The sequence below is a fragment of the Bacillus sp. LNXM12-1 genome (genome assembly GCF_003004375.1).
In the GTDB taxonomy this organism is placed as follows: domain Bacteria; phylum Bacillota; class Bacilli; order Bacillales; family Bacillaceae; genus Bacillus.
Genome location: NZ_PVWX01000002.1, coordinates 540,362 through 564,610, shown reverse-complemented (window position 1 = coordinate 564,610; position 24,249 = coordinate 540,362). Strand labels below are relative to the sequence as shown.

The following is a 24,249-nucleotide window of genomic DNA, read 5'->3' as shown; positions in this document are numbered from 1 at the left end:
GACAACTCCTATTCATCCTGGCCATTGTCTTCAATGACATCGGCAAGTTTACTTGTAAATTGTTCCGCCGCATTATGTCCCATGCGTTTTAACCTGAAGTTCATCGCAGCCACCTCAATGATGACCGCTAAGTTTCGTCCTGGCCGGACAGGGATGGTCAGCTTCGGTACATCTGTATCGATGATTCGCATCTTCTCTTCTTCAAGTCCTAAACGATCGTACTGTTTGCCTTGTTCCCAAAGCTCAAGGTTCATCACAATCGTAATTCTCTTATAGCTTCTGACAGCACCGGCTCCAAATAAGGTCATCACATTAATGATGCCTAGTCCACGGATTTCTAAAAGATGTTCAATCAGCTCTGGTGCGCTTCCAACTAACGTATCCTGATCCTCTTGACGGATTTCCACGCAATCATCTGCGACCAGCCTGTGTCCTCTCTTCACTAATTCTAAGGCTGTTTCACTTTTTCCTACTCCGCTTTTTCCAATTAACAATACACCTACACCATATACATCTACGAGCACGCCATGAATGGCGGTCGTTGGTGCAAGCTTACTTTCTAAAAAGTTGGTCAACCGACTCGAAAGTCTTGTCGTTTTTAGGCTTGATCGTAACACAGGGACGCCATTTTCATTTGAAGCTTCAATTAATTCCTTCGGCACTTCACGATCTCGTGACAAAATAATTGCAGGGGTAATATCTGTACAAAGAGACATCATTCTCTGCTTTCGTTCGCGTTCTGGGAGTTGTTCAAAAAAAGAAAGCTCTGTTTTCCCTAAAAGTTGAACTCTTTCTTTTGGGTAATATGTAAAATAACCAGCCATTTCAATACCTGGTCTGGAAAGATCACTGATTGTAATGGGACGATTAATCCCTTCTTCCCCACTTACCAGTTCAAGATGAAATTGTTCCATTATGTCCTTCGTACGAACTTTCGGCACGTTTCTTCCTCCTTTTATCACAGGCGATTCAGAAATACAGCTCTATTTTATCACTTTCAATGATGATCCCAAAACAGTATTTTATCCTGATCCTGTTTCATCTGTTTCACTGGTATAGACAACTATACTTAAAAAGGGTAAACTAAGTCAAAGACAATGACTAAAGGGGGCACAATCATGAGCAGCTCTTTATTGCTCTCCAATATTCATATTGTGACAAAGACTGAAATGATTGCAAACGGTTTTGTCGGTTTACGCGACGGCAAGATTGACTATATTTCAACATCACCACCGACAGGAAATTATGAAAAAGTATATATTTCCCGGGAAAACTTTTATTTACTTCCCGGAATGATTGATATTCACATCCATGGCGGATATGGAGCAGACATGATGGATGCGACATCAGAAGCCATGAATACACTCGCTGACTACTTACCGTCAGAAGGAACGACAAGTTTTTTAGCAACAACCATCACTCAAAACCATCATGAGATTGAGCAAGCACTTAAAAATGTCGCTCAGTGGAAACATTATAATGAAGAACAAGCAGGAGTTCAGGCACAATGTTTAGGTATCCATCTTGAAGGTCCTTTTATTTCTAAAGATAAAGCAGGGGCACAGCCTGTTCAATGGATAAAGCAGCCCGATCTCCCTCTTTTTGAAAAATGGCTGGATGCTTCTCAACAGCTTATTCGAATTGTCACGTTTGCACCTGAGGAAGACCCTGACTTTGCTTTTCTTTCTCTGTTGCAAGAAAAAAACATCATTCCTTCTATTGGACATACGAATGCCCATCATGACATGATTGAATTAGCAGCTAATCATGGTGCACGCCATGTCACGCATCTTTATAATGCACTGAGTTCATTTCAACATCGTGAACCAAACGCTGTTGGGGCTGCTCTTACGAACGAGAATCTTCATACTGAGCTGATTACAGATGGGATTCACTCCCATCCACTTTCCATCAAGCTTGCATATTTGGCAAAAGGAAGTGATCGTTTGATCATGATTACAGATTCGATGCGCGCAAAAGGACTCGGGAATGGGACGTACGAATTTGGCGGTCAAACAGTCACAGTCAGCGGCGAAAAAGCATTACTCTCAGATGGTACACTTGCAGGATCGATCCTGAGAATGAAAGATGGCGTCAAACGGATGAAACAGATTACACATTGTGAATGGACAGAGATAGCGAAGATGACCTCAACCAATGCAGCCATTCAGCTAGGACTTGACCAGCAGCTCGGTTCGATCGAAGTTGGAAAACAAGCAGACCTTGTGATTTGGGATCAATCTGGCGAACTAATGATGACGATCTGCCGTGGACAAATCGTCTTTGAGAAAAAGGAGGCCAACCACTAATGAAGATCATCGAATTTGAAGATAAAGAACAATTAGGAAAAGAAGCAGCAGCCCTTATCGCACGCACAATCGCTTCTAAACCAGATGCAGTACTTGGCCTAGCAACGGGCGGTACACCTCTTGATACATATCAAGAGTTAATTCACCTTCATCAAGCACACCAATTGTCTTTCAAACAAACAAAAACAGTCAACTTAGATGAATATGCAGGACTTGATCCAGATCATGAAAATAGTTATATGACCTACATGAAACGTCATTTATTTGATCATATTGATCTCCCTCAGGATCAGTATTTCCTTCCAAATGGCGCTGCACCTGATTTAGAAAAAGAATGCTTAAGATATGATCAGCTCATTCAAGATATAGGCGGCATCGACCTTCAGCTTCTTGGAATCGGTCAAAATGGACATATCGGTTTTAACGAGCCCGGTACCCCATTTAACTCAAAGACTCATGTCGTGCAACTAGATGAAAACACCCGGGAGGCCAATGCAAGATACTTTTCTTCTATTGATAAGGTGCCTACACATGCCATTACCATGGGCATTGCAAGCATTCTTTCAAGTAAAAAGATTCTCCTTCTTGCATCAGGAAAATCAAAAGCGAAAGTGATACAATATTTAGAACAGACTGAGATACATCCAGACTTCCCAGCATCTGCTCTGAAACTTCATGAAGATGTGACAATTTTGATTGATCGAGAAGCTGGTTCACTACGCTAAAGCTAAACACGAGAGGATTTTCACATGTTTATTGATAAGCAGTCACCTATTCCGATGTACCATCAGATTATGGAGAACTTGAAAAAACAGATTGAGGATGGAACATTAGCACCTGATACACTCATTCCTTCTGAAAGAGAATATGCCGAACGCTTTGATATAAGTCGAATGACTGTCAGACAAGCCTTATCGAACCTTGTGAACGAAGGATATTTGTATCGACAAAAAGGAAAAGGCACCTTTGTTAGCCGAAAAAAGTTTGAACAGCCGCTTCAAGGCTTAACAAGCTTTACAGAGGATATGCGCCAGCGTGGGCTTAAAGCTTCAAGCCAGCTGATTGACTTCAAAAAAACCGTATGTCCAGAGCACTTACTGCCTGTCTTACAACTGTCAAATAGCGATGCTATCTTTGAACTCAAACGGATACGCCTTGCAAATGATGAACCGATGGCGATTGAAACGAGCTATATCCCTGAAGCATTTGCAGGAGATTTAACAAAGGAACATTTAACTGGCTCTATATATGAATATATAGAGACTCAAACAGGCCTTGCAATTGCTCATGCAAAACAAGAGCTTGAAGCGAATGTAGCTTCAAAGGAAGAAGCACACGTGCTGTCTATTTCAACAGGCGATCCCGTGCTCTCAATCGCAAGAACGACTTATTTTCAGAATGACATTCCGTTTGAGTATGTTCTCTCCGTGTATAGAGGGGATCGTTACAAGCTCATTCATACAATGGAAAGATAAACAGTGCCCTCATAAAAGGAGGAGCACTGTTTTTTATTTCCTAAGAAATGTTGCTTCACGATCATCTTTTGTATGAATTTTCCATATAGGCGAAATTGCTTTTCCTTGAAAACGATCTTTTGCTACAGTGTACCAATAATAGTCTTCATTTGGCCTTAAGCCTTTCCACTCAAAGCTTGCTTTTTTGCCGCTTTTTACACCGCGTGCCTCTCCTATCAGGACATTTGTGTAGACATTAAGTTCAAAATAATTGGTTTTAACAGATTTCATTTTCGGCGTCAAATCCACATCAATTGAAAATTCATCCTGATCTCCATACGTTTTAGGATCATAGAAATGCTCTTGATTCATATAAGGTGAGTACGTCGTAAAATGAAGCTGGTTTTTTTCTTGATCGGCTGTTATCAGCCTCATAAACCCTTGTCCACCTTCAGGTCCTGACTGATAATCAGCGAGTATTTGATATACTTTCCGGTCTACTTTGCCATCCTGGTCATCGTCAAGCTCATCTACTTTCCTGCTTGCTCCGTGATAATGGCCGCTAAATACTGCCACAATATTGGGATGGCGTTTCACCACCTGATGGAAGATGAGGTCGCCAATCGGGCTGCGGTTGCCACTCACCAACAAATACTCATGGAAATTTAAAATGACGATGCGATCTGGATGCTCAGAAATCACACGGTTTAACCAATCAATTTCATCTTGCTTAATCCCCCAGCCCATGTATACCATCATATAATCATTGCCACCGGCAGAGATGAGATCATAATGACCTCGATTGTTTTGATAGGATTCACCATAGTAAGGTTTATTTGCAAAGCGTTTCTCCCCGAAATATTTCCCATATTCCGCATATAAGCCGTCCTTATGTCGAACATCATGATTTCCTGCTAAAACACCGTAAGGAATCTGATGCTCATCTAACACACGCATAAACGTATCGGCACGATGCCATTGTTTATCCTTTGAATCATCCACAATGTCACCTGTATGGAACACATATTGAATGTTTAACTTCTCCCTCTGGTCTCGGATCCACTCGACCATTTGTTTAAAGATATGAGGATAGCTCTTTGCATAATATTGTGTGTCAGACATCCAAACCATCTTATATGGCTTTTGCGCTTTGCTGATTTCATCCTGTACAAGCAAATCAAACGTATGATTCTTCATGTACTGTCTTACTGACAGCAGTCCTTTCAGGTAAAATTCTTTTTGATCTTTAGCAAAATGATGAGTGATTTTATCCCACTTTTCTTGCTGATGATTCCATGCATACATGGTCACCTTTCTCCCTGACAATGAACTCCCTTTCCACATCGCTTCGACGACATCCTTTTCACGTACATCTTGATGAACCTTGATTTGAAAACGATGATAGGGAAAACGATGTAAATCCTTCGTTTCAACTGACTTACCATCAGCAAATGCAATGCGATTCCTTTCTTGATTAGAAAAGATCATTTCTCCTTTTTCGTTAAAGCTTTTTGGCGGTTCTGTATCCGCTGCATATTTCAAAATCTTCATTGATGGATGCAGCGATGTATATTGGTAGGCACGGTAAAAGGAGTAATCCAGCTTATCATTCGTTGGATCCTTGGTGAGCACAGTTTGCTTAGACGATTTCATTTTCGTCTTATCTGCTACTCGTTCTGGTGTCTCAGGGTGTTCATGTACCGTTTTGAATTCTTTTTTCAACGTCGACATGTTCCCTGCGGCATCTTTTGCTTTAATTGTCAATGTGTGCTCACCAGGGTTTAATTCGCTAGAGGACGTCTGATATGGCAAGGAAATTGGCTTGCCATCTACATATGCCTTCATCTCCTCTATGTCACTCCAACGATCCGTTACCTTTGCTTTTAACGTAAAGGCACCTTTATATGGATCCTTTGTTTGAACGTTGGTCTTGATTTTCGGACCTGTGTTATCGACATTCACATGTACAGATGCATGCTCGTCTGAGGTTTTGGCCTCAATCAAATGTGGCCCCTCTTTCAGCCTTCTTGTGTCCCACTTCATATAGGTTGAAACATAAGCTTCTTTTGAAATTTCAAATTGAAATATTCTTACCTTTTTGGCGTTACCGCTGTCTCCCATTTTCCATTCTTTTTGCGGCTTTGCATTGATTGGAGGAATTTGTGTTCCATTCGACAGGATCATCCGGACGTTTTTTAATTCAAAATCATCGTGATTCTCTCCAGGCAGCCGATCTACTGGAGAAGACTTCGTTCCAGCATGGAAGGAGATCGTTTGGGGACCTGCTTTTTTCATCTCTGCTTCTGGTATTGGCATTGTATAGGTACGATACACTTTTGTCGAATCATCAAAAATAGAAAGTAAGTGCTTACCTATGGACACACCATTTTTAAAATATAAATTTGTCCCTTTGACATCAAATGCGATATATGGATCTGCTTCAAGGGCAGAAAATACTTGCTGATTCCGCTTTCCATCTATCAATAATTCAATGCTTTTTTTCCGATCAGACGTTGCCTTTAATGGAAATAATCCTGAAACCGTATCTCCTTCTTCTACATTGAATCGAAGGCCGTGGGCTTTGCTAACCTGCTCCACATCAATCATTTTTTTCATCGTCATTGCTGTATTTTCGCCGTCTGACGCTTCAAGCTGATATTCCAATTGTTCTTTACCAATCAACTCGGGTGAGTAAATAATATGATGAAATAACCGGTCGTTATGATCTTTTTGAAGCAGTATTTCCTTGAAATCATCTTTCCGATTTGTTCGATAGCGAAGCTTGACGGTTTTGACGGCCTGATCATCCTGTACATCCGCTTTAATCTCTATGCTTTCAGTTGGTTTCACTGGTTTCCTCACTGTCATATCTTCAATCACAGGTTTATGGATATCTTGAGAAATTTCTTTTTTCTCAGATGGAATTTGTGCTTTTAGCACTTTTCCAGGCGTAGGCTCTTCTTCAATTTTCGAGATCAGCTTCATTTGCGAAGTACCGTCCATTGGATATTTAAACAGCAAAGATTTATGCTCACTAAACCATGATGGCTTCAAACGAAATGCTGCTGAAGAAATCTCCTCCCCTATATTTGTTGTGATTGAAACAAGACGAGATTTAGAGTTGGACAGCCCTTTGCTCTCGATGACAGATACATGCTCACCCTCTTTTAATTGACTTTTGTACATGGCATTGAAGTCCGCTACAGTTAAATGCTCCTGCCCTTTTTTCCTCAGCCAGAAAACATAAGGTTTTCCAGGTGAAATGGTGACTGGATTTGCGTGAAAGGAATACACATCATCCATTTCAGTTCCTTGTGCAGGATTGCGGTAGCGAAGTTGATAATGTTTAAGAGAGATTGGCTCATGTGTCGTGTTATACACCTCGATAAATTCAAAGGCATCTTTGCCTTTGCGATTCTTTGAATTGACAACAATTTCCGTGATGACTAAGTCCGGAATGCGAGAAAGATCCTCTTCAAATCCATTTAAGTGGACAGATTGTTCTGCCGTTTTGATCACGGACTTTTGCGTAAGAAACTCTGTATAGTAACGAACGGTTGAATTCCATAATTGATCTGGCGGAATTTTCGCTGTAAATTCTGGCTTCATACCTGGTAACCGTTCCATTGGGATCAAACGGTACCCTAGTTCATCACTTTGTTTATAGTACAAGTTCGCAGACAAAATTTGTTCCGGATCCGTAATAGACGCACGAAACTGGAGATCACGGCTTTTTTCCCCTAGAACTGGACGGACATCCACATGAAATCGATCAAAGATAAAAGGAGAAAAAGGCTTGTCCGGTATATTGACTTGTGTTTGAATAAAAGGCCCTGCTGAAGCAGGCTGATTGAAACAAAAAAGAATGATAAAAAAACATAAAAGCATGATTTGTCTGCTCACGTTCACCATCGTGCACCGCCTCCTTCGGATATTGTGTCTCCTGAAGGAAGTTTTTATGACAGATGAAACGGAGAAACGATACAAAATGGTACAAAAAAACCGTTAGCTTTTTTTCGCTAACGGCTCCACAATTCCTTTTTGTATCAACAGATGGAAAATGGATAAAATGACAGCCATCCAAATGGCCGTTCCAAACCCATCAATGTTAAAACTATCACCCATAAAGCTCGATGTCATCATCAATGTGATGGCATTAATCACAAACAAGAACAATCCTAGTGAAAGGACGGTTACTGGAAGCGTTAAAATGATCAAAAACGGCTTCACTAAAATATTGAGCAAGGATAAAATGATACTTGCGACAATGGCTGCCCCAAACCCTTCAATATATACGCTTCCGAGCCCTGGCAGAATGCCTGAATCAAAATATCCAGCAATGACGATTAAAAGTAATGCATTTACTAAAATACTGACGATCCATCTAAGCATTTAGTTAGTGCCTTCTTCCGGAACAACAAAATACCAGATGAAGTAGACCAGGAAGATAGGCATAAATGCTGTCAAAAATCCGATGATGACCGTTAAAATGCGAAGCAGGGATGCATCGACACTTAAGTATTCGGCAAGTCCACCAACAACACCCGCTATTTTTTTATCTGTTGCTGAACGATAAAGCTTCTTCATGTAGAATCACTCCTTGTCTGATTGGTGCTTTACTTGAATTGAACCTGTTTTTGTTTCTGCAAAAATGGATATACTGTTCACTGCCTGTTGATTGGCTTTGATCATTTTCTCTTTTTGTAATGTTTCATTTTTCTCTTTAATCATCTCTGCATCAAGCAAATCATGAGAAATAGACCCAAGATTGCTTTTCAGTTCAGCGGTCACTGCACACGTACGCGGGATCTGGACGTCCACACTGCCTGTTGTCGTTTTCGCATAAATGGAACGGCACTTTTCATCCGACAGCTGAACAGCAATGTTTCCGTTAAAGCTTTGGGCATCAATTGATTCACTTTTCCCGCGCAGGTCAATGAGCCCATTGATGGTTTCTACTTCAATCATACCACACTCGTGATCCGCCAGTTTAATTTGTCCGTTTGCTGTTTCAATTCCGACCTTTTCTGCCTGTAACGAGGCAAAAGAGACAACACCATTGGTGGTTTTCGCAGCAAGTTCTTTTGTCTTTAGCTTTTCCCCGCGAATCGGACCATTAAACAGTTTAACCTTGATTTTATCGTATTCGATACGAGGTACATATAAAGTGACATTGACTTTCATCGTCTTCTTTTCGGTCCGTATAAAAAATTTATCCCCTTCCAGGCCGCAGTCCAATTGATTGAGAAATTGCTGTCTTGCCTGCTCTCCGTCCTCTGCACGGTAGATTTTCGCATGGCACTCTGCACGAATATCCCCATCGTCCCAAGGCATCACATTGAGACTGCCGTTCGCCAATTGAATATCTAAATGAGAGAGCGTGGCGTCTTTGAACTGAAAAATGTGCTCAACGTCGACCGACTGTCCAAAGTTTAAATCAAGATCTACGTCTTTCACCTTTTTCACCGCAGAATCTAACCAGCCAAACAGCTTTGCACCAAGATTTTCAGTACCAGTTCCTTTGCTCTCTGTGCCAACTTTTTCTTCATGAAAGGTGTGATCAGCTGTAGACTTTTCTAATGAAACAGACTGACTTTCTTCTAGTTTTTCAAGCAGCGTAATCGCTTCTTTTGCCGATAATGTCCCGTCTTCTACTAATTTTAAAATGCGTTCTTTTTCATTCATACAAAGCCCTCCTACGATTTGATGGATTGAAGTACTTTAATACCTTGAATGATATTCCAAATGACAGAGATCAAAAAGCCAATGGCGACTAAAAAGGACAAGATGAGCATCGTGATCACTGGAATAAGTGAGTCACTTGCCTGTGTCGCCAATAAAAATGGGATAGATCCAAAAACCAGTATCACGCACGCTGCGACTGGCAAAAGGTGTGACCACAATGCCCGCATCGCGTGCCGTTTCGTTTCCTTTTGATCAACTACAAAATATGCCACGATCGGTACAATAAACGGCATAAAAAATACACTAAAATAACAAATAGATGCAATGATCGACTGATCTCTATTCATATATTCGCTCCTTCATGATGAAAATTCCTTTCTCACTCATACGTTTATTGCGTATCAAAAGTTTCAAAATCATTCGAATTACATATGACCTTAGACACAAATTATATCTTTTTGCACCTAAGTATAGATTCTTCACGGATTACCCTTTAAAATATGTTGAAAAGATGGTGATTATCATTATAGGGGGTAATTATTTTGACAGATCATCATAATACTAACCACACGGCTCAAACGCTTTTAGACCTTATACAGAAACAGAAAAGCATGAACAGCGATATGATCAGGGAGCTTGAGACCATTCATCCGTCTCATCCAAAGTATGGTGATATCCGTTATTTAAAAGTACTGCTCGACAGCAGCAGCACCCATATTTTAAAGGATTTAACGCAACTCAGTCATTTAATGCCGAAGGAAGATGCGCAATAAAAGAAAAACCCCTCTTAACGAGGGGTTTCAGCGTGTAGGCAAACCCTCGCATTTTTTGTCAGGACTGCGCGCTGGTGCTCCCGAATGTCAAATTCGCTCCGCGCCAGTGCTCATCCTTCCTAGACTTCAAAGGTTTTCTATCACACTGAAAAGAAGACAAAGGGCTAAAATAAACATCATTTTAGCCCTTTGTCAACAATCTGAAACCCCTCTTAACGAGGGTTTTTTTATGATGACGTTACACTTTCTGTTTCTTTGACCAACTGTTTCATTCGTTCACGGTCTCGTTCTAAAATAGGCTTCAAGTATTGACCAGTGTAAGAAGCTTCTTCTTTTGCAATCTGCTCAGGAGTCCCAGAGGCAATGATCGTTCCGCCGCCTGCACCGCCCTCTGGTCCGAGATCAACGAGGTAATCAGCAGCCTTGATAATATCAAGGTTATGCTCAATCACTAGCACCGTATCTCCGTTTTCGACCAAACGCTGAAGCACTTTTAATAAACGGGCAATATCATCCACATGCAGACCTGTTGTCGGCTCGTCTAAAATATAAAGAGACCTTCCGTTTGAACGGCGGTGAAGCTCAGATGCTAATTTCACACGCTGCGCCTCTCCCCCGGACAATGTCGTCGCAGGCTGTCCAAGTGTAATGTATCCTAGCCCAACATCAAAAATCGTTTGAAGTTTCCGCTTAATTTTCGGGATATTCTCGAAAAATTGGAGTGCGTCCTCCACAGTCATTTCAAGGACATCGGCAATGTTTTTCCCTTTATATGTGACCTCAAGTGTCTCGCGGTTATAACGTTTCCCGTGGCACACCTCACAAGGCACATACACATCAGGTAAAAAGTGCATTTCGATTTTAATAATGCCATCTCCACGACACGCCTCACAGCGTCCGCCTTTGACGTTAAAGCTGAATCTGCCTTTTTTATAGCCTCGTACCTTTGCTTCATTGGTTTGTGCAAACACATCCCGCACATCATCAAATACGCCTGTATACGTAGCTGGATTGGATCTCGGCGTACGGCCGATTGGAGATTGATCAATATCAATCACCTTATCTAAGTGATCCATTCCTTTGATCTCTTTGTGCTGTCCTGGCTTCGCCTTCGCTCTGTGCAGTTTTTGCGCAAGTGATTTTAATAGAATTTCATTCACAAGCGTACTTTTCCCTGAGCCGGACACACCGGTCACAGCTGTAAAGACGCCTAGAGGAAACTTCGCATTGACGTTTTTCAGGTTGTTTTCTTTTGCACCTTTGATCTCAATGTAGCGGCCGTCAGGCTTTCTTCTTTCGATCGGCAGCGGAATAAATTTCTCACCCGATAAATATTGTCCTGTTAAAGATTTCTTGTCCTTCATGACTTCTTCCGGCGTCCCAGCTGAAATCACTTCTCCTCCATGAACTCCTGCTCCAGGTCCAATATCAATCAAATAATCAGCGGCCAGCATCGTATCCTCATCATGCTCTACGACAATGAGGGTGTTCCCGATGTCACGCATGTTTTTCAATGTCCCGATCAACCGGTCATTGTCACGCTGATGCAGACCAATGGATGGTTCATCTAATATATAAAGAACACCTGTCAGCCTTGACCCGATTTGAGTCGCCAGACGAATCCGCTGCGCCTCTCCGCCGGATAGTGTGCCCGCTGACCGGCTCAATGTGAGGTAATCTAATCCCACATTATTTAAGAAAGACAATCGTTCTTTGATTTCACGTAAAATGAGCTGGGCAATCTGCAAATCTTTCTCAGACAACTCGATTTCACCATATAAATCAAGGGCATCAGAGACAGACAAATCAGTGATTTCTCCGATATGTTTGCCATTGATCAGAACCGCAAGCGTTTCTTTTTTCAGACGATATCCTTTACATGTCGGACATGGCTGATTGGCCATATATTTTTCCATTTGCTCACGAATATAATCAGAGCTGGTTTCCTTATAGCGTCTCTCAATGTTACGAAGAACGCCTTCAAATTCAATTTCATTTTCACGTACCTGACCAAAATCATTTTCATATTTAAAATAAATCCGTTCAGAGCCGCTGCCATATAAAATTTTATCGAATAAATGCGACGGTATATCCTTCACTGGAATGTCCATGTCGATGCCGTAATGTGTACATACTGCCTCAAGAAGCTGAGGATAGTATTGTGAGCTTTGCGGCTCCCATGGGGCAATAGCATGCTGTCGTAACGTCAAATCCTTATTAGGAATGACGAGCTCAGGGTCAACTTCTAGTTTAGAGCCAAGCCCATCACAGCTCGGGCAGGCACCGAAAGGACTATTAAATGAAAACATTCTCGGCTCAAGCTCACCAATAGAGAATCCGCAGTGCGGACAAGCATGATGTTCACTGAATAACAGCTCTTCTTGTCCAATCACGTCAATCATCACACGGCCTTCACCTAGTCGCAGCGCCGTTTCAAGGGAGTCAGACAGCCGAGCCGCAACGCCTTCCTTCACCACGATTCGGTCAATCACGACTTCAATGGAATGCTTCTTGTTCTTTTCAAGCTCGATCTCTTCTGACAGATCTTCCATCTCTCCGTCGACTCTTACTCGAACATAGCCCTGCTTTCGAATTTGATCAAGTACTTTGACATGTGTTCCTTTGCGGCCAGATACAACCGGAGCAAGCACTTGCAATTTCGTTCTTTCTGGATATTCTAAAATACGATCTGTCATCTGCTCAATCGTTTGGGACGTAATTTCAATTCCATGTATCGGACAAATAGGTTTCCCGACTCGAGCATACAAGAGACGTAAATAATCATAGATTTCAGTAACGGTTCCAACCGTTGATCTAGGGTTCCGGCTCGTCGTCTTCTGGTCAATACTAATCGCCGGGGAAAGACCTTCAATGGCATCTACATCCGGTTTATCCATTTGACCGAGAAATTGGCGCGCATACGCTGAAAGAGATTCAACGTACCTGCGCTGACCCTCTGCATAAATGGTATCAAAGGCAAGAGACGATTTTCCTGAACCAGATAAACCCGTGATGACCACTAGCTGGTCACGCGGGATATTCACATCAATATTTTTAAGGTTGTGGGCTCTAGCACCTTTCACCTCTATTCGTTCCATAGCCATCAGGCAATCATCCTTCCGCTTTTAGCTCTAGCAATAGATCTCTTAATTCTGCTGCTTTTTCAAAATCAAGCGCTTTTGCTGCATCTTTCATTTCCATCTCGACCTTTTCGATCACTTTTTCTCGTTCTTTTTTGCTCATTTTTGACAGCTTTGGTGCTGCATTTGTTTCATATTCTTCCGATTCCTCATGTATCTTTGTTGCCTTAATGGCATCTCTGATTTTCTTATGGATGGTTTGCGGAGTAATCCCAAATTTCTCATTATACGCCTCTTGCTGCTCTCGTCTGCGCTTCGTTTCTTGAATCGCAATATCCATTGATTTGGTCATTTTATCTGCATACATAATGACCCGGCCTTCTGAATTTCTCGCTGCACGGCCAATCGTCTGGATGAGGGATCTTTCAGAGCGTAAAAAGCCTTCTTTATCCGCATCTAAAATCGTCACGAGCGACACCTCTGGAATATCCAGTCCTTCACGAAGAAGGTTGATTCCCACAAGCACATCATATTTTCCGAGACGTAAATCTCGAATAATCTCAATCCGCTCAAGGGTTTTAATTTCTGAATGCAGATAATTGACCTTGATTCCGATCTCTTTTAAGTAATCTGTGAGATCCTCAGACATTTTCTTCGTCAGCGTAGTCACGAGCACACGCTCATTTTTCTCAATCCGAGCATGAATTTCTCCAATTAAGTCATCAATTTGACCTTCAATCGGACGCACTTCAATGATTGGATCAAGTAAACCTGTTGGACGAATAATTTGTTCCACAACCTCTGGGGTTTTCTCAAGCTCATAAGGACCAGGAGTGGCAGATACATGCACAATATGGTTGATATGCTTTTCAAACTCATCAAAGGTGAGCGGTCTGTTATCAAGTGCTGAAGGCAGACGGAATCCGTGATCAACCAACACTTGCTTTCTTGCTTGGTCCCCGTTGTACATCGCGCGGATTTGCGGGATCGTCACGTGTGACTCATCGACAACAATCATAAAATCATCTGGGAAATAATCAAGCAATGTGTAAGGTGTTGAACCAGGAGGGCGCAAGGTCAGATGCCTTGAGTAGTTCTCGATTCCTGAACAAAAGCCCATTTCTCTCATCATCTCAAGGTCATATCTTGTCCGCTGCTCAAGGCGCTGCGCTTCTAGCAATTTTCCATTATCTCGAAGCTTTTCGAGCTGCTCCTCAAGCTCTTGTTCAATATTAATAATTGCTTTTTCCATTTTTTCTTCTCTTGTGACGAAGTGAGATGCTGGGAAAATAGCCACATGTTCACGATCACCGAGTATTTCTCCAGTCAGTGCATCCACTTCACGAATACGTTCAATTTCATCACCGAAAAACTCCACTCTGATACAATGCTCATCACGTGAAGCAGGAAAAATTTCAACGACGTCTCCTCGTACTCTGAAGGTTCCGCGCTGAAAATCTATATCATTACGAGAATACTGAATGTCCACCAGCTTACGAAGAAGCTGATTGCGTTCAATCTCCATTTCAGTACGTAAAGACAGCACAAGCTCTCGGTATTCTTCTGGCGAACCTAAGCCATAAATACAGGACACACTGGCAATGATGATGACATCTCTCCGCTCAAATAACGAGGAAGTAGCGGAGTGTCTCAGCTTATCAATCTCATCATTGATGCTGGCATCCTTTTCAATAAATGTATCAGTCTGAGGCACATACGCCTCTGGCTGGTAATAATCATAGTAACTCACAAAATATTCGACAGCATTATTCGGAAAGAATTCCTTGAACTCGCTGTATAGCTGACCGGCAAGTGTCTTGTTATGCGCAATGACAAGTGTCGGTTTGTTCACTTCTTTGATCAGGTTGGATACAGTAAAGGTCTTTCCCGTACCTGTAGCACCTAACAGCGTTTGATGCTGTTTCCCCTGATGGATCCCCTCAACAAGCTTTTCAATCGCCTTCGGCTGATCTCCTTGGGGCTGATAGTTAGAAACTAATTCAAAGCGGTCACTCACATCAAAGCCTCCGTTTCGTTACGAAATCTATCTAATGAATATATTATCATAAAAGAACACAAAAATACGAACTAAAGTTCGGCTCTTGCTTGATTTTTATTTCCAATACAGTCATACCCTCTCTTCAATGGCAAATAACCCTCTTACGAAAACCTTCCTTTCAGTATGGAACATTTTGGTGAGAGATATTCGATGAGCAGAAAAAGAGCACAAAAAGAAAGCTGCACTCACTAGAATTCGTAAGCACAGCTTAAAAAACGTCACCTTTCGGCCTAGCACGCTCTTGATGATGACATCAATGATGTTTTTCAGCCTTTTCTCTTTTTTCAATTTCTTTTTTAGCCATATATAATGCCCCAGCTACTAAAGAAATTATATCTAATCCCACAATAAAGTAGGTTTCTGTATAGCCCTTCATGTACGAGGCAAATAAAAGCGCTGCTGTTAATGCAATGCCCACATAATGATTATAAGTAACCTTTGAAAATAAAATAACGAGCAGGAAAGGAAAAACAAGTGCAAATATGGCTTTTGTAATCACAAAAACCCTCCCTCTTCTTGGTCTACTTCCTTGATTATAGTAAAGATTGGCATATTGAACAATTCACAGTTTTCAATTTCACCTATTTTTCTTTCTGTTCGGAGACTTTTGTTATAGATATAGAAGGAAATTAGTGAGAATGTCCCCTTTGTAAAGATAGGTCTTTCCGTCTTTGACAGTAACATCCAATACATCCTATGATTAAAATGATAGTGCGCACTATCATTTTAAAAACTATAGAGAGACATACAAATCATTGGCTATTTGGATAAGGGGGCATTCCCATGTATTCAGTTTTATTTCATGCGGCTGAAGAATCCGCAGCACTCGCAGGGGCAAAAGGCCTGAATTTAATTAAATTAAACAATCACGGACTGCCAGTCCCAGATGGATTTATTATCAAAACCAACAGCTTTTCAAGCTTTCTTTCATATCACAACCTGCATCCAACTGAACAAAACCTTGCTAACAAAATCAAAGAAGCATCGTTTCCTTCTCAAATGGAAGCAGAACTCCTTTCGTCCTTTCAATCATTGCGGAAGACTTATCCCTCAGTTGCAGTTCGATCCTCTTCTGTTGCTGAAGATCTCGAAGGCGCCTCATTTGCAGGACAGTACGAGACCTATTTAAATATCAAAACAAATGAAGAATTCTTACAGGCTGTCAAAGAATGCTGGTCTTCTTATTTTGCAGCGAGAGTGACAGAATATAAGGAAGAGATGGATGAAAACGAGGAAGAGATGCCGCTCATGGCTGTTGTCGTTCAAGGATTGATCCATTCTGACGTCTCCGGAGTCATCTTTAGTGAGAATCCCGTATCGGGAAAAACAAATGAAATGATGCTGACAGCAAGCTACGGACTAGGAGAAGCAATCGTCTCCGGGCTTGTGACACCAGACACATTTATTGTAGACAAAGAGACACTTTCTATTGAAAAATCACTTGGAACGAAAGAGCTGCAAATTATTCCTTATCAAGAAGGTGTCATTGAACAGTCAGTAACGGAGGAAATGGCTGGGCAATATTGCCTGAATGATGACGAATTAGTAGAAATCACGCAAATCACCAAACAAGTAGAAGCACTTTATGGACATAGCGTCGATATCGAATTTGGAATAGCAAATGGCACATTTTATTTACTTCAAGCCAGGCCGATTACCGCAGCCCTCTCAAAAGCAGCAGATGAAACAGCGGGTACTTCTTTTCAAATGCAGCCAGATGAGCTGCAGGATTTCTGGATCTCAATGGACGATCATATGCCTGGGCCAACGAGTCCTCTCTTTTCAAGTCTGATCATCCCAGCATTAAAAAGCGGAATGAAGAAAAATGGTGAAAAATATCAAGTACCTGATCTGAATATTAAAAATATCAAGCTTTATAGAGGCCACCTGTACTCAGCACCGTCACTGCCTGAAGCGAGTGCAGAAGCTGCTCCAGTTATTGATGAGCGCATATTTGAGTTATTTCCGCATTTAAGTGAACGTATGTATGAGATTTTAGAGAAAAATTTCTTTCCCTTTTACGAAAAACTCGATCACCAAATGAAGGAACCTATGACCATTAAAGAAGCCATCATCGGCTTCGAAGAATTAAAGGCTTTTTATATACAAGCCTACGATGATCATTTTGATATTGTCATACCACAAGTTATTCTATCGGCTATGATCGAAGACATGCTTGTGACATATACTGGTGATCAAACACAAGTGGTCCTGCTGCATGAGATGTTGATAGGCGTGATGAACAAATCTCTTGAAACAGACAAGAAGCTTTCTGATTTTGCAAAGAGTGTCCTTCAAGATCCTGAACTTCATCAAGCATTTATGAAGCATGAAAAGAACCCAGAGCTGCTTGATGCACTCAATCACTCGGAAAAAGGCAGACACTTCATTTTGGAATTAGAGGAGTTTCTTCAAGTCTATGGCTGGCGATCTGTTAAAAGTCATGACCTTACGGAAGAAACATGGGTGGAAAACCCTGAGTTTATACTAGATATCATCAGAAACAACATTCAATACCAATGTGATTTTGATGAAGAATTTGCACAAGCCGTCATCAAAAGACAAGAGACATATGAACATTTTATGAGCCAAGTGAAGGATGAAGCGTTTAAAACAAAATTTGAGACACTTTATCAATTTGCCCTACAGGCCGCTAATATCCGTGATGATCATCACTTCTACATTGATGCCATGTTAGATGCTAAAGCCAGAGTATATCTATTAAAAATTGGCGAACTTCTTGTACAAAAAGGAGCGATTCCTCATCAAGAAGATCTATGGTATCTCTACGATGAGGAGGTACACACAGCGCTCACAACGTCTACAACATTCGATACGGTCATTGCACAAAGAAAAATCGAAATGAAAGAAAATGAAGACATTCAACCACCAGCTTATATGGGCACCCCAACTGAAGCTGAATTACACCAAGTGGAAAAAATGCTCGGTTCATTAAGAGAAAATGAAAATAACACAAACGATATGATCTATGGAATTGGCGCATCTAGCGGTATTGTTTCTGGAAGAGTAAAAGTCATTACATGTGCTGAGGAATTCTCACAATTTCAAAAGGATGATATTTTAGTTTGCAAAACAACCACACCTTTATGGACGAGCTTATTTAGAGATGCAAAAGCAGTCATAACCGATGCTGGAGGCATTTTGTCTCATTCAGCTATTATCGCTAGAGAGTATATGATGCCAGCTGTCCTAGGTACCCGAATAGCGACTGAAACACTTCAATCCGGTGACCTTGTGACAGTAGATGGTAGCAATGGACGCATTCAGATATTAAAACAGCATGCACGTGTCTAACTTTATCGTTTTGGGTCATATTGGCGGTCATAGGTTTTATCGGTATACTTACTTTGTTGCAAACACATTCATAACCTGAGGTGAGTATGCTTGTTAAAATCTACAAATCAACGAATCATTCGCGCAACAATGGATTTATTAACTGAAAAGGGCTATCAAAAAACCACAACCAAAGAAATAGCCACAAAAGCGAATGTCAGTGAAGCGACTATTTTTCGCAACTTTAAAAACAAACGCGGCGTCATTGCTGCCATTATGAAAATGAAATCAACACCGACGAAAACCTTAGAAGCAGAATTTAAAGGCGATTTATACACCGATTTAAAGTTTCTCGGTTCCTATTTCCTTGAAGATTTAACTTCAAAAAAAGAATTTATTTATATCAGCATGCGAGAACCGGCTATGTTTAAAGATTTGACCAGTCATGAAAAAATTTATCCTCAAGAACTAAGGGAAATGCTGATACAATATTTCAAAAAGATGAGTGCTCAGCATCATGTCTTAAAAGGAAAAGAAGACATTTATGCAGACATTTTCATTAGTACGTATTTCGGTTTTTTTATTCAGCAGCTAGAGCAAGACTTTCAACTCGTTTTAACACAAAAAGATGATTTTATTGAGACATACACACACATTTTCATGAGAGGAATTTCTCCCGCTTAAAGGGTGGAATTCTTCTTTTTTACAAAAGGTGGTATACACATTGAGGTTACAAAAAGAGAGCTTGATCATCTATTCTTTGTTACTTGGAGCTATACTAGTTCCGGTCAACTCAACGATGATCGCAGTCGCTCTATCATCCATATCAACTTATTATGATCAATCCATTTCAAACATTACTTGGGTTGTCACGATTTATCTTATTGTCATGGCGGTCACTCAGCCTATCGCTGGTAAGTTAGGAGATATATACGGACACCGCCGCATGTATTTAACCGGAGTAACACTCTTTTTAATCGGCTCGATTGGCTGTGCTTTAGCACCTAATCTAGCATTTCTCATCATCTTTCGATCCATTCAAGCAGCTGGCGGGGCTATTTTAACACCGAATAGCATTGCATTGATTCGTGCAACAGTATCACCCGAAAAACTGTCTAAAACAATGGGTTACTTTGGATTTGGTGCTGGTATTGGTGCCGCACTTGGACCTTTTATTGGATCGATTCTCATTCAGAGTTTTGACTGGCATTCCATATTCTTAGTGAATATCCCATTTCTGTTTCTTACACTTGTCACCGGTATTTTACTCATTCCAAACATAAAGCATACACGCTTACAAGCAAGGGTAGATATCATCGGTTCATTGTATTTAACCATCGGAATTGCCACAATCATTCTATGCACAAAAAGCAAGTTACTAAATGAATATTTAATTTATGGCATTTTAGCATTGATTGTGATTCCTTTATTCTTTAAACATGTACGGAAAGTAAAGAATCCGATCATCGATTTGTCCCTATTTAAAAACAGTTCATTTACAAATGCGAATCTGTCGATCATGCTAAGTAATTTTGTCATGTACGCCATCCTTCTTATTATGCCGCTGTTTATGGAACAACAACTTGCCCTTTCTCATACACAAGGCGGTATGATTCTATCGGTATTTTCGCTTTGTATGTCTCTTAGCGGTTTGCTAGGGGCTAGACTTCATCCGAAAAAAGGCGCGAAAAAAATGATTCGCTTTTCATTTCTCTGCCTCACTTTATCAGGCATCATGTTAATTACACTGAGTCAGTACCCCTCCTTACCACTGCTAATCGTGACACTAATCGCAGGTGGAATTTCATCAGGGATTGGTATGACCAGTATGCAGATGGCTTCTTTAACTGCTGTTGATCAAAGCTTATCTGGTTCGGCATCTGGTATTTTCTCTACCTTTCGATATTTTGGCAGTATCATTTCATCGACATTGATTGGTATCATGAGTGGTTTCCAATCTTTATTTATTGTATTAATGGGCGCAGGAATCCTTGGTTTCCTTTTATCTCAACGCGTCAAAACAAGTTCCACCTCTCCATCATCGGGGCATTCCGCCTAATGACTCCCTGCGCTCTATGTTGATTTAGAGCGGGGGAGTTTTCATCATTTGTATCACTGTAAGCTAGAGCGGGTACAGTAATCAAATATTGAAAATCCTTTTTTAAAGATGAAAAAAAGCCATATGACTAGACAAAAAAGGAACTTCCGATCGAAATTGTCCCCGTTCACCCACCTAAAAGCTGTTTTTCATCTCTTCCAGTACTGATAACTTCGATTTTTTTTCACAATTTTTGTGGTATGCTTTTTGAAAATATAGGACGCAAAGGAGCGGAAGAATGGAACGTGCAAAATATGTTTTGATCTGTTTATCAGCTCTAATATTATTCCTGTCAGGCTGTGGCAAAGACCAGCAATTTAATCCACCTGGCAGCTCTCAATCGATCGCGGTCATCTCTCAATTAAAAAAAGCTTCCTTTTCAATAGTTGATTTACAAAAGAATAAAATGATCTCTTCCGTTGATTTAAAACATCCGCTCACTGACCTTATCCAAATCAACAAAGACGTCATCATTGCAACAAGTAAAGAACGAGAATCGCTTATCGAAATTAATTTAAAAAAAGGTACAGCAACAGATTATATGGATGTGAATAAAGGGCTGACTTCTCTTACATATGATGCAGCTTCTCACACCTTAATTGCAGCGGATACACAGAAAAATGTCGTTTATTTTATTGATACGCAGCGTAAAAAAATAAAAGCAACTGTGAAGACCGGAAAGTTACCTTCTTCTATGACACTTTCTTCTTCAGGTACTTTATTTGTTTTAAATGCAGAAAGTCATACTGTCTCCGTCATAGATATTGAGAAGCAAAAACATATACGTACGTTCTCTGTACTTGAACGGCCTTCTGGTATTCATTTTGATGGAAAGTCCATTTGGGTCGGTGGACACGGTAAACAAGGTACCTTAAATAAAAGCATTTTTTCTTACGACCCAAAAACAGGTAAAAAGCAGCGAGAAATGAAACTAGGCGTTATGCCCGTTGCATTCTTTTCAGAGAAAAATTCTTCTACTTTATATGTACTTTGTCATGGAGATCATACTCTGTACAAAGTAGATACAGAGACAAATAAGCAGCTTGCTTCTGTTGAAACTGGTCAAAACCCGAATTATATCACCGCTGATACCACATCAATATATGTGAGTAACTTAGATGACAATTCAGTATCAATTATCGATAAACATACATTCATGATGAAAAATCGACTGAATGTCCCATCAGGACCTTATGCTATCGTGTTGGAGGAAAAGAAATGAAAGAACAAATGCATATTTTAATCGTAGACGATGAGTTCGATATGCTTGAGTTAATCGGATCCTTTTTAAAGAGACAAGGCTTTCACATCATCACAGCTAATAATGGAATGGATGCCTTACGTCAGCTTGAAAAAGAACCCGTTGACCTTGTTGTACTGGATATCATGATGCCTGATATGGATGGATTTGAAGTCTGTCAGCGTATTCGGCAAACATCTCAAATCCCCATTTTATTCTTAACAGCTAGAAGTTATGAGGAGGATCGAATTAGAGGTCTAGAAATTGGTGCGGATGACTACATCATGAAGCCTTTCAGTCTACGTGAGCTTGCAGCAAGAATTGAAACAACCTTGAGACGAATTAGAGGTCTTTCGCTAAAGCGCAGCCGAATACAGATTGGTGACATGGAGATTGATCAGGATGGCAGACAAGTCTATATCCATCAGGAGCCCATTAATTTAACTAGAAGAGAATTCGATTTACTCATGTTTCTTTTACTCAATCAAGGCCAAGTGTTTTCACGAGAACAGCTCTATCAAAAATTGTGGGAATCACATTCCACGAGCGGCTCTTTACGAACAGTCGATACACATATCAAAACGCTGCGACTGAAATTAAAGGGAGCGGAACGGCATATTAAAACCGTTTGGGGTGTCGGCTATAAGTTTGAGGAGGAAGAATGAAGCCTTTATCGATTAAAAAGAAAGTGCTCTTCTTAATCCTTGTAGTGACCGGAATCGTTGCTGCCTCAGCTCTTGCCCTTACCTATTACTTATACCAGCACTTATATATTGATAAACAGATCGATTCCTTAAGTTTACAAGGTAAAAAGTTGGCACAAATCTATCATAAACACGGGAAAGATACGTATTTTACCGATAGAATAAAATGGGCAAACGACTCAAGTCAGGCGAACATTATTTTTACAGATGACCCAATGGAGCTTTCAAGTGGTATTCCTTTTGATACGAACACAAATGATAATCTCATTACGTTCAAGGAACGCCAAAAGCTCCTTCAAGGGGAAACCGTCGTGCTGATTAGAGAACACTCACAGTTTCATCAAGATATTCTTGGCATCGCTATCCCTGTTTTCTCAAGCAAAGATGAGCTATCGGGGACAATTTTTCTATCCATGCCCTTATCGGATGTGTATGAACCCTTTGTCCAAATCAGATTGACACTTGGCATATCCATTTTATTGATCCTGCTCCTGATTTTCTTTATCGGATATAAAAGCTCCAATAAAGTCGTGCGGACAATTAATCAAATGAAAGAAATTGCTATGGAAATGGAATCTGGTGATTTTTCAAAACGTATGGCTGTGACCAAAAACGGAGATGAGTTAAACCAGCTGAGCCGCTCCTTTAACAAACTGTCTTCTACCCTTGAAAAAGTTGAGCAGCACCGCAGGGAATTTCTTGCGAATGTCTCTCACGAACTTCGGACTCCGCTAAGTTATATGAAAGGATATGCTGAAGGAATTGAAGAAGGGATCATTGATCAAAAAAAAGGAATGCACATCATCCAGGATGAGGCCGCACGTTTAAGCCGGCTTGTGCACGATCTTTTAGACCTTGCGCAGCTAGAAGGTGATTCTTATCCACTAACGATGGAGCCAATTGTCTTTGCACAGCTGATTCATGACGTTCTTGATCAAATGGCATTTATCGCTAATCAAAAAGGCATTTATCTGAAACGAACACTTGATGAGGATTGTATTGTGTATGGCGATAGCGATCGGCTGCAACAAGTGGTTCGTAATTTACTGGACAATGCCATTCATTACACTCCCTCTGGAAAATCGATCTCGATTGAATTACTAGTTCACCAGCATATGGCTGAATTGAGAGTGACAGATGAGGGCAACGGCATTCCAAAAGAAGACCTTCCACATGTTTCTGAGCGATTTTACCGAGTAAATAAGGCACGTACGAGAAAAGATGGCGGCTCCGGTCTTGGACTAGCCATTGTCTATCAAATCATGAAAAAACATCATGGCACGTTCGATATTCAATCTGAGCCAGGATGCAGTACGACAGCCATCATTCAGCTGCCAAATACTCCGATCGATGAAGACCTGCCTTTGATATAACAAATTAGATTTTATAGGTAGGGTCATTCGCTTGATCCATATATGTGCATCAGTCGTCTAAATTCGAACAGCTATTTTCAGCCCCTTTTTGATCATCTACTTTTATGCATCAATTCCTTTCAAAAGGAGAGTCGATTGCTTCAGTTCAAACAATAAAACTATTAAAAAAGCGTGCCAGAC

The 24,249-nt window shown here is 40.8% G+C and carries 19 protein-coding genes; 10 read left to right on the top strand and 9 right to left on the bottom strand.

The window, feature by feature from the left end:
• Positions 1–8: 8 nt before the first annotated feature.
• Positions 9–941, bottom strand: a complete 933-nt coding sequence (hprK, locus tag C6Y07_RS10305) for an HPr(Ser) kinase/phosphatase (protein WP_003212943.1) — start codon at positions 939–941, stop codon at positions 9–11.
• Positions 942–1,118: 177 nt separating this feature from the next.
• Here hprK and nagA point away from each other — a divergent pair, with 177 nt between their 5' ends.
• The 3 genes from nagA to C6Y07_RS10290 are packed head-to-tail and all read left to right on the top strand — an operon-like array spanning position 1,119 to position 3,784.
• The gene (gene nagA, locus C6Y07_RS10300) at positions 1,119–2,309 is read left to right on the top strand and encodes an N-acetylglucosamine-6-phosphate deacetylase (RefSeq protein ID WP_066031700.1); all 1,191 of its coding nucleotides are present in this window, start codon (positions 1,119–1,121) and stop codon (positions 2,307–2,309) included.
• Complete coding sequence (gene nagB, locus C6Y07_RS10295) at positions 2,309–3,034, top strand: glucosamine-6-phosphate deaminase (protein WP_066031699.1); 726 nt, start codon at positions 2,309–2,311, stop codon at positions 3,032–3,034. The genes nagA and nagB overlap by 1 nt, the downstream gene beginning before the upstream one ends.
• 24 nt (positions 3,035–3,058) lie before the next feature.
• Complete coding sequence (locus tag C6Y07_RS10290; protein ID WP_066031698.1) at positions 3,059–3,784, top strand: GntR family transcriptional regulator; 726 nt, start codon at positions 3,059–3,061, stop codon at positions 3,782–3,784.
• A gap of 33 nt (positions 3,785–3,817) precedes the next feature.
• Here the strand turns inward: C6Y07_RS10290 and C6Y07_RS10285 are convergent, their stop codons facing one another.
• The 5 genes from C6Y07_RS10285 to C6Y07_RS10265 all read right to left on the bottom strand — a co-directional run bounded on the left by C6Y07_RS10285 (position 3,818) and on the right by C6Y07_RS10265 (position 9,795).
• Positions 3,818–7,675 (bottom strand): lamin tail domain-containing metallophosphoesterase family protein, encoded by a 3,858-nt coding sequence (locus C6Y07_RS10285; protein ID WP_106156661.1) that lies wholly within the window; start codon positions 7,673–7,675, stop codon positions 3,818–3,820.
• A gap of 93 nt (positions 7,676–7,768) precedes the next feature.
• Positions 7,769–8,155: a phage holin family protein gene (locus tag C6Y07_RS10280; protein ID WP_024423577.1), complete on the bottom strand. Its 387-nt coding sequence runs from the start codon at positions 8,153–8,155 to the stop codon at positions 7,769–7,771.
• On the bottom strand, positions 8,156–8,350 hold the full coding sequence (locus tag C6Y07_RS10275) for a PspC domain-containing protein (protein WP_060597366.1): 195 nt from the start codon (positions 8,348–8,350) through the stop codon (positions 8,156–8,158).
• Positions 8,351–8,356: 6 nt separating this feature from the next.
• The gene (locus C6Y07_RS10270; protein ID WP_106156659.1) at positions 8,357–9,448 is read right to left on the bottom strand and encodes a DUF4097 family beta strand repeat-containing protein; all 1,092 of its coding nucleotides are present in this window, start codon (positions 9,446–9,448) and stop codon (positions 8,357–8,359) included.
• Positions 9,449–9,459: 11 nt separating this feature from the next.
• Entirely contained in the window at positions 9,460–9,795 is a 336-nt protein-coding gene (locus C6Y07_RS10265; protein ID WP_034660105.1) for a magnetosome magnetite crystal formation protein family, read from the bottom strand.
• A gap of 195 nt (positions 9,796–9,990) precedes the next feature.
• Between C6Y07_RS10265 and C6Y07_RS10260 the strand changes: the two genes are divergently transcribed.
• The gene (locus tag C6Y07_RS10260; protein ID WP_034660106.1) at positions 9,991–10,221 is read left to right on the top strand and encodes a hypothetical protein; all 231 of its coding nucleotides are present in this window, start codon (positions 9,991–9,993) and stop codon (positions 10,219–10,221) included.
• Positions 10,222–10,448: 227 nt separating this feature from the next.
• On the opposite strand, the gene uvrA is transcribed toward C6Y07_RS10260, so the two are convergent.
• From uvrA to C6Y07_RS10245, 3 genes are all read right to left on the bottom strand, one after another.
• Positions 10,449–13,325: an excinuclease ABC subunit UvrA gene (uvrA, locus tag C6Y07_RS10255; RefSeq protein WP_060597368.1), complete on the bottom strand. Its 2,877-nt coding sequence runs from the start codon at positions 13,323–13,325 to the stop codon at positions 10,449–10,451.
• 7 nt (positions 13,326–13,332) lie between these two features.
• Entirely contained in the window at positions 13,333–15,318 is a 1,986-nt protein-coding gene (uvrB, locus tag C6Y07_RS10250) for an excinuclease ABC subunit UvrB (RefSeq protein ID WP_034660110.1), read from the bottom strand.
• A 295-nt stretch (positions 15,319–15,613) separates the two neighbouring features.
• Positions 15,614–15,859: a CsbA family protein gene (locus C6Y07_RS10245; protein WP_012011392.1), complete on the bottom strand. Its 246-nt coding sequence runs from the start codon at positions 15,857–15,859 to the stop codon at positions 15,614–15,616.
• 284 nt (positions 15,860–16,143) lie between these two features.
• Between C6Y07_RS10245 and C6Y07_RS10235 the strand changes: the two genes are divergently transcribed.
• The 6 genes from C6Y07_RS10235 to C6Y07_RS10210 all read left to right on the top strand — a co-directional run bounded on the left by C6Y07_RS10235 (position 16,144) and on the right by C6Y07_RS10210 (position 24,069).
• Positions 16,144–18,675, top strand: coding sequence for a PEP/pyruvate-binding domain-containing protein (locus C6Y07_RS10235; RefSeq protein ID WP_106156657.1), 2,532 nt, complete (start codon positions 16,144–16,146; stop codon positions 18,673–18,675).
• Positions 18,676–18,765: 90 nt separating this feature from the next.
• Positions 18,766–19,338 (top strand): TetR/AcrR family transcriptional regulator, encoded by a 573-nt coding sequence (locus tag C6Y07_RS10230; RefSeq protein WP_060597371.1) that lies wholly within the window; start codon positions 18,766–18,768, stop codon positions 19,336–19,338.
• A gap of 40 nt (positions 19,339–19,378) precedes the next feature.
• The gene (locus C6Y07_RS10225) at positions 19,379–20,713 is read left to right on the top strand and encodes an MFS transporter (protein WP_106072074.1); all 1,335 of its coding nucleotides are present in this window, start codon (positions 19,379–19,381) and stop codon (positions 20,711–20,713) included.
• A 277-nt stretch (positions 20,714–20,990) separates the two neighbouring features.
• Entirely contained in the window at positions 20,991–21,974 is a 984-nt protein-coding gene (locus C6Y07_RS10220) for a YncE family protein (RefSeq protein ID WP_106072073.1), read from the top strand.
• Entirely contained in the window at positions 21,971–22,657 is a 687-nt protein-coding gene (locus tag C6Y07_RS10215) for a response regulator transcription factor (RefSeq protein WP_060597374.1), read from the top strand. Before C6Y07_RS10220 ends, C6Y07_RS10215 begins: the two co-directional genes overlap by 4 nt.
• Positions 22,654–24,069, top strand: coding sequence for a HAMP domain-containing sensor histidine kinase (locus tag C6Y07_RS10210; protein ID WP_106156655.1), 1,416 nt, complete (start codon positions 22,654–22,656; stop codon positions 24,067–24,069). Before C6Y07_RS10215 ends, C6Y07_RS10210 begins: the two co-directional genes overlap by 4 nt.
• Positions 24,070–24,249: the final 180 nt, after the last annotated feature.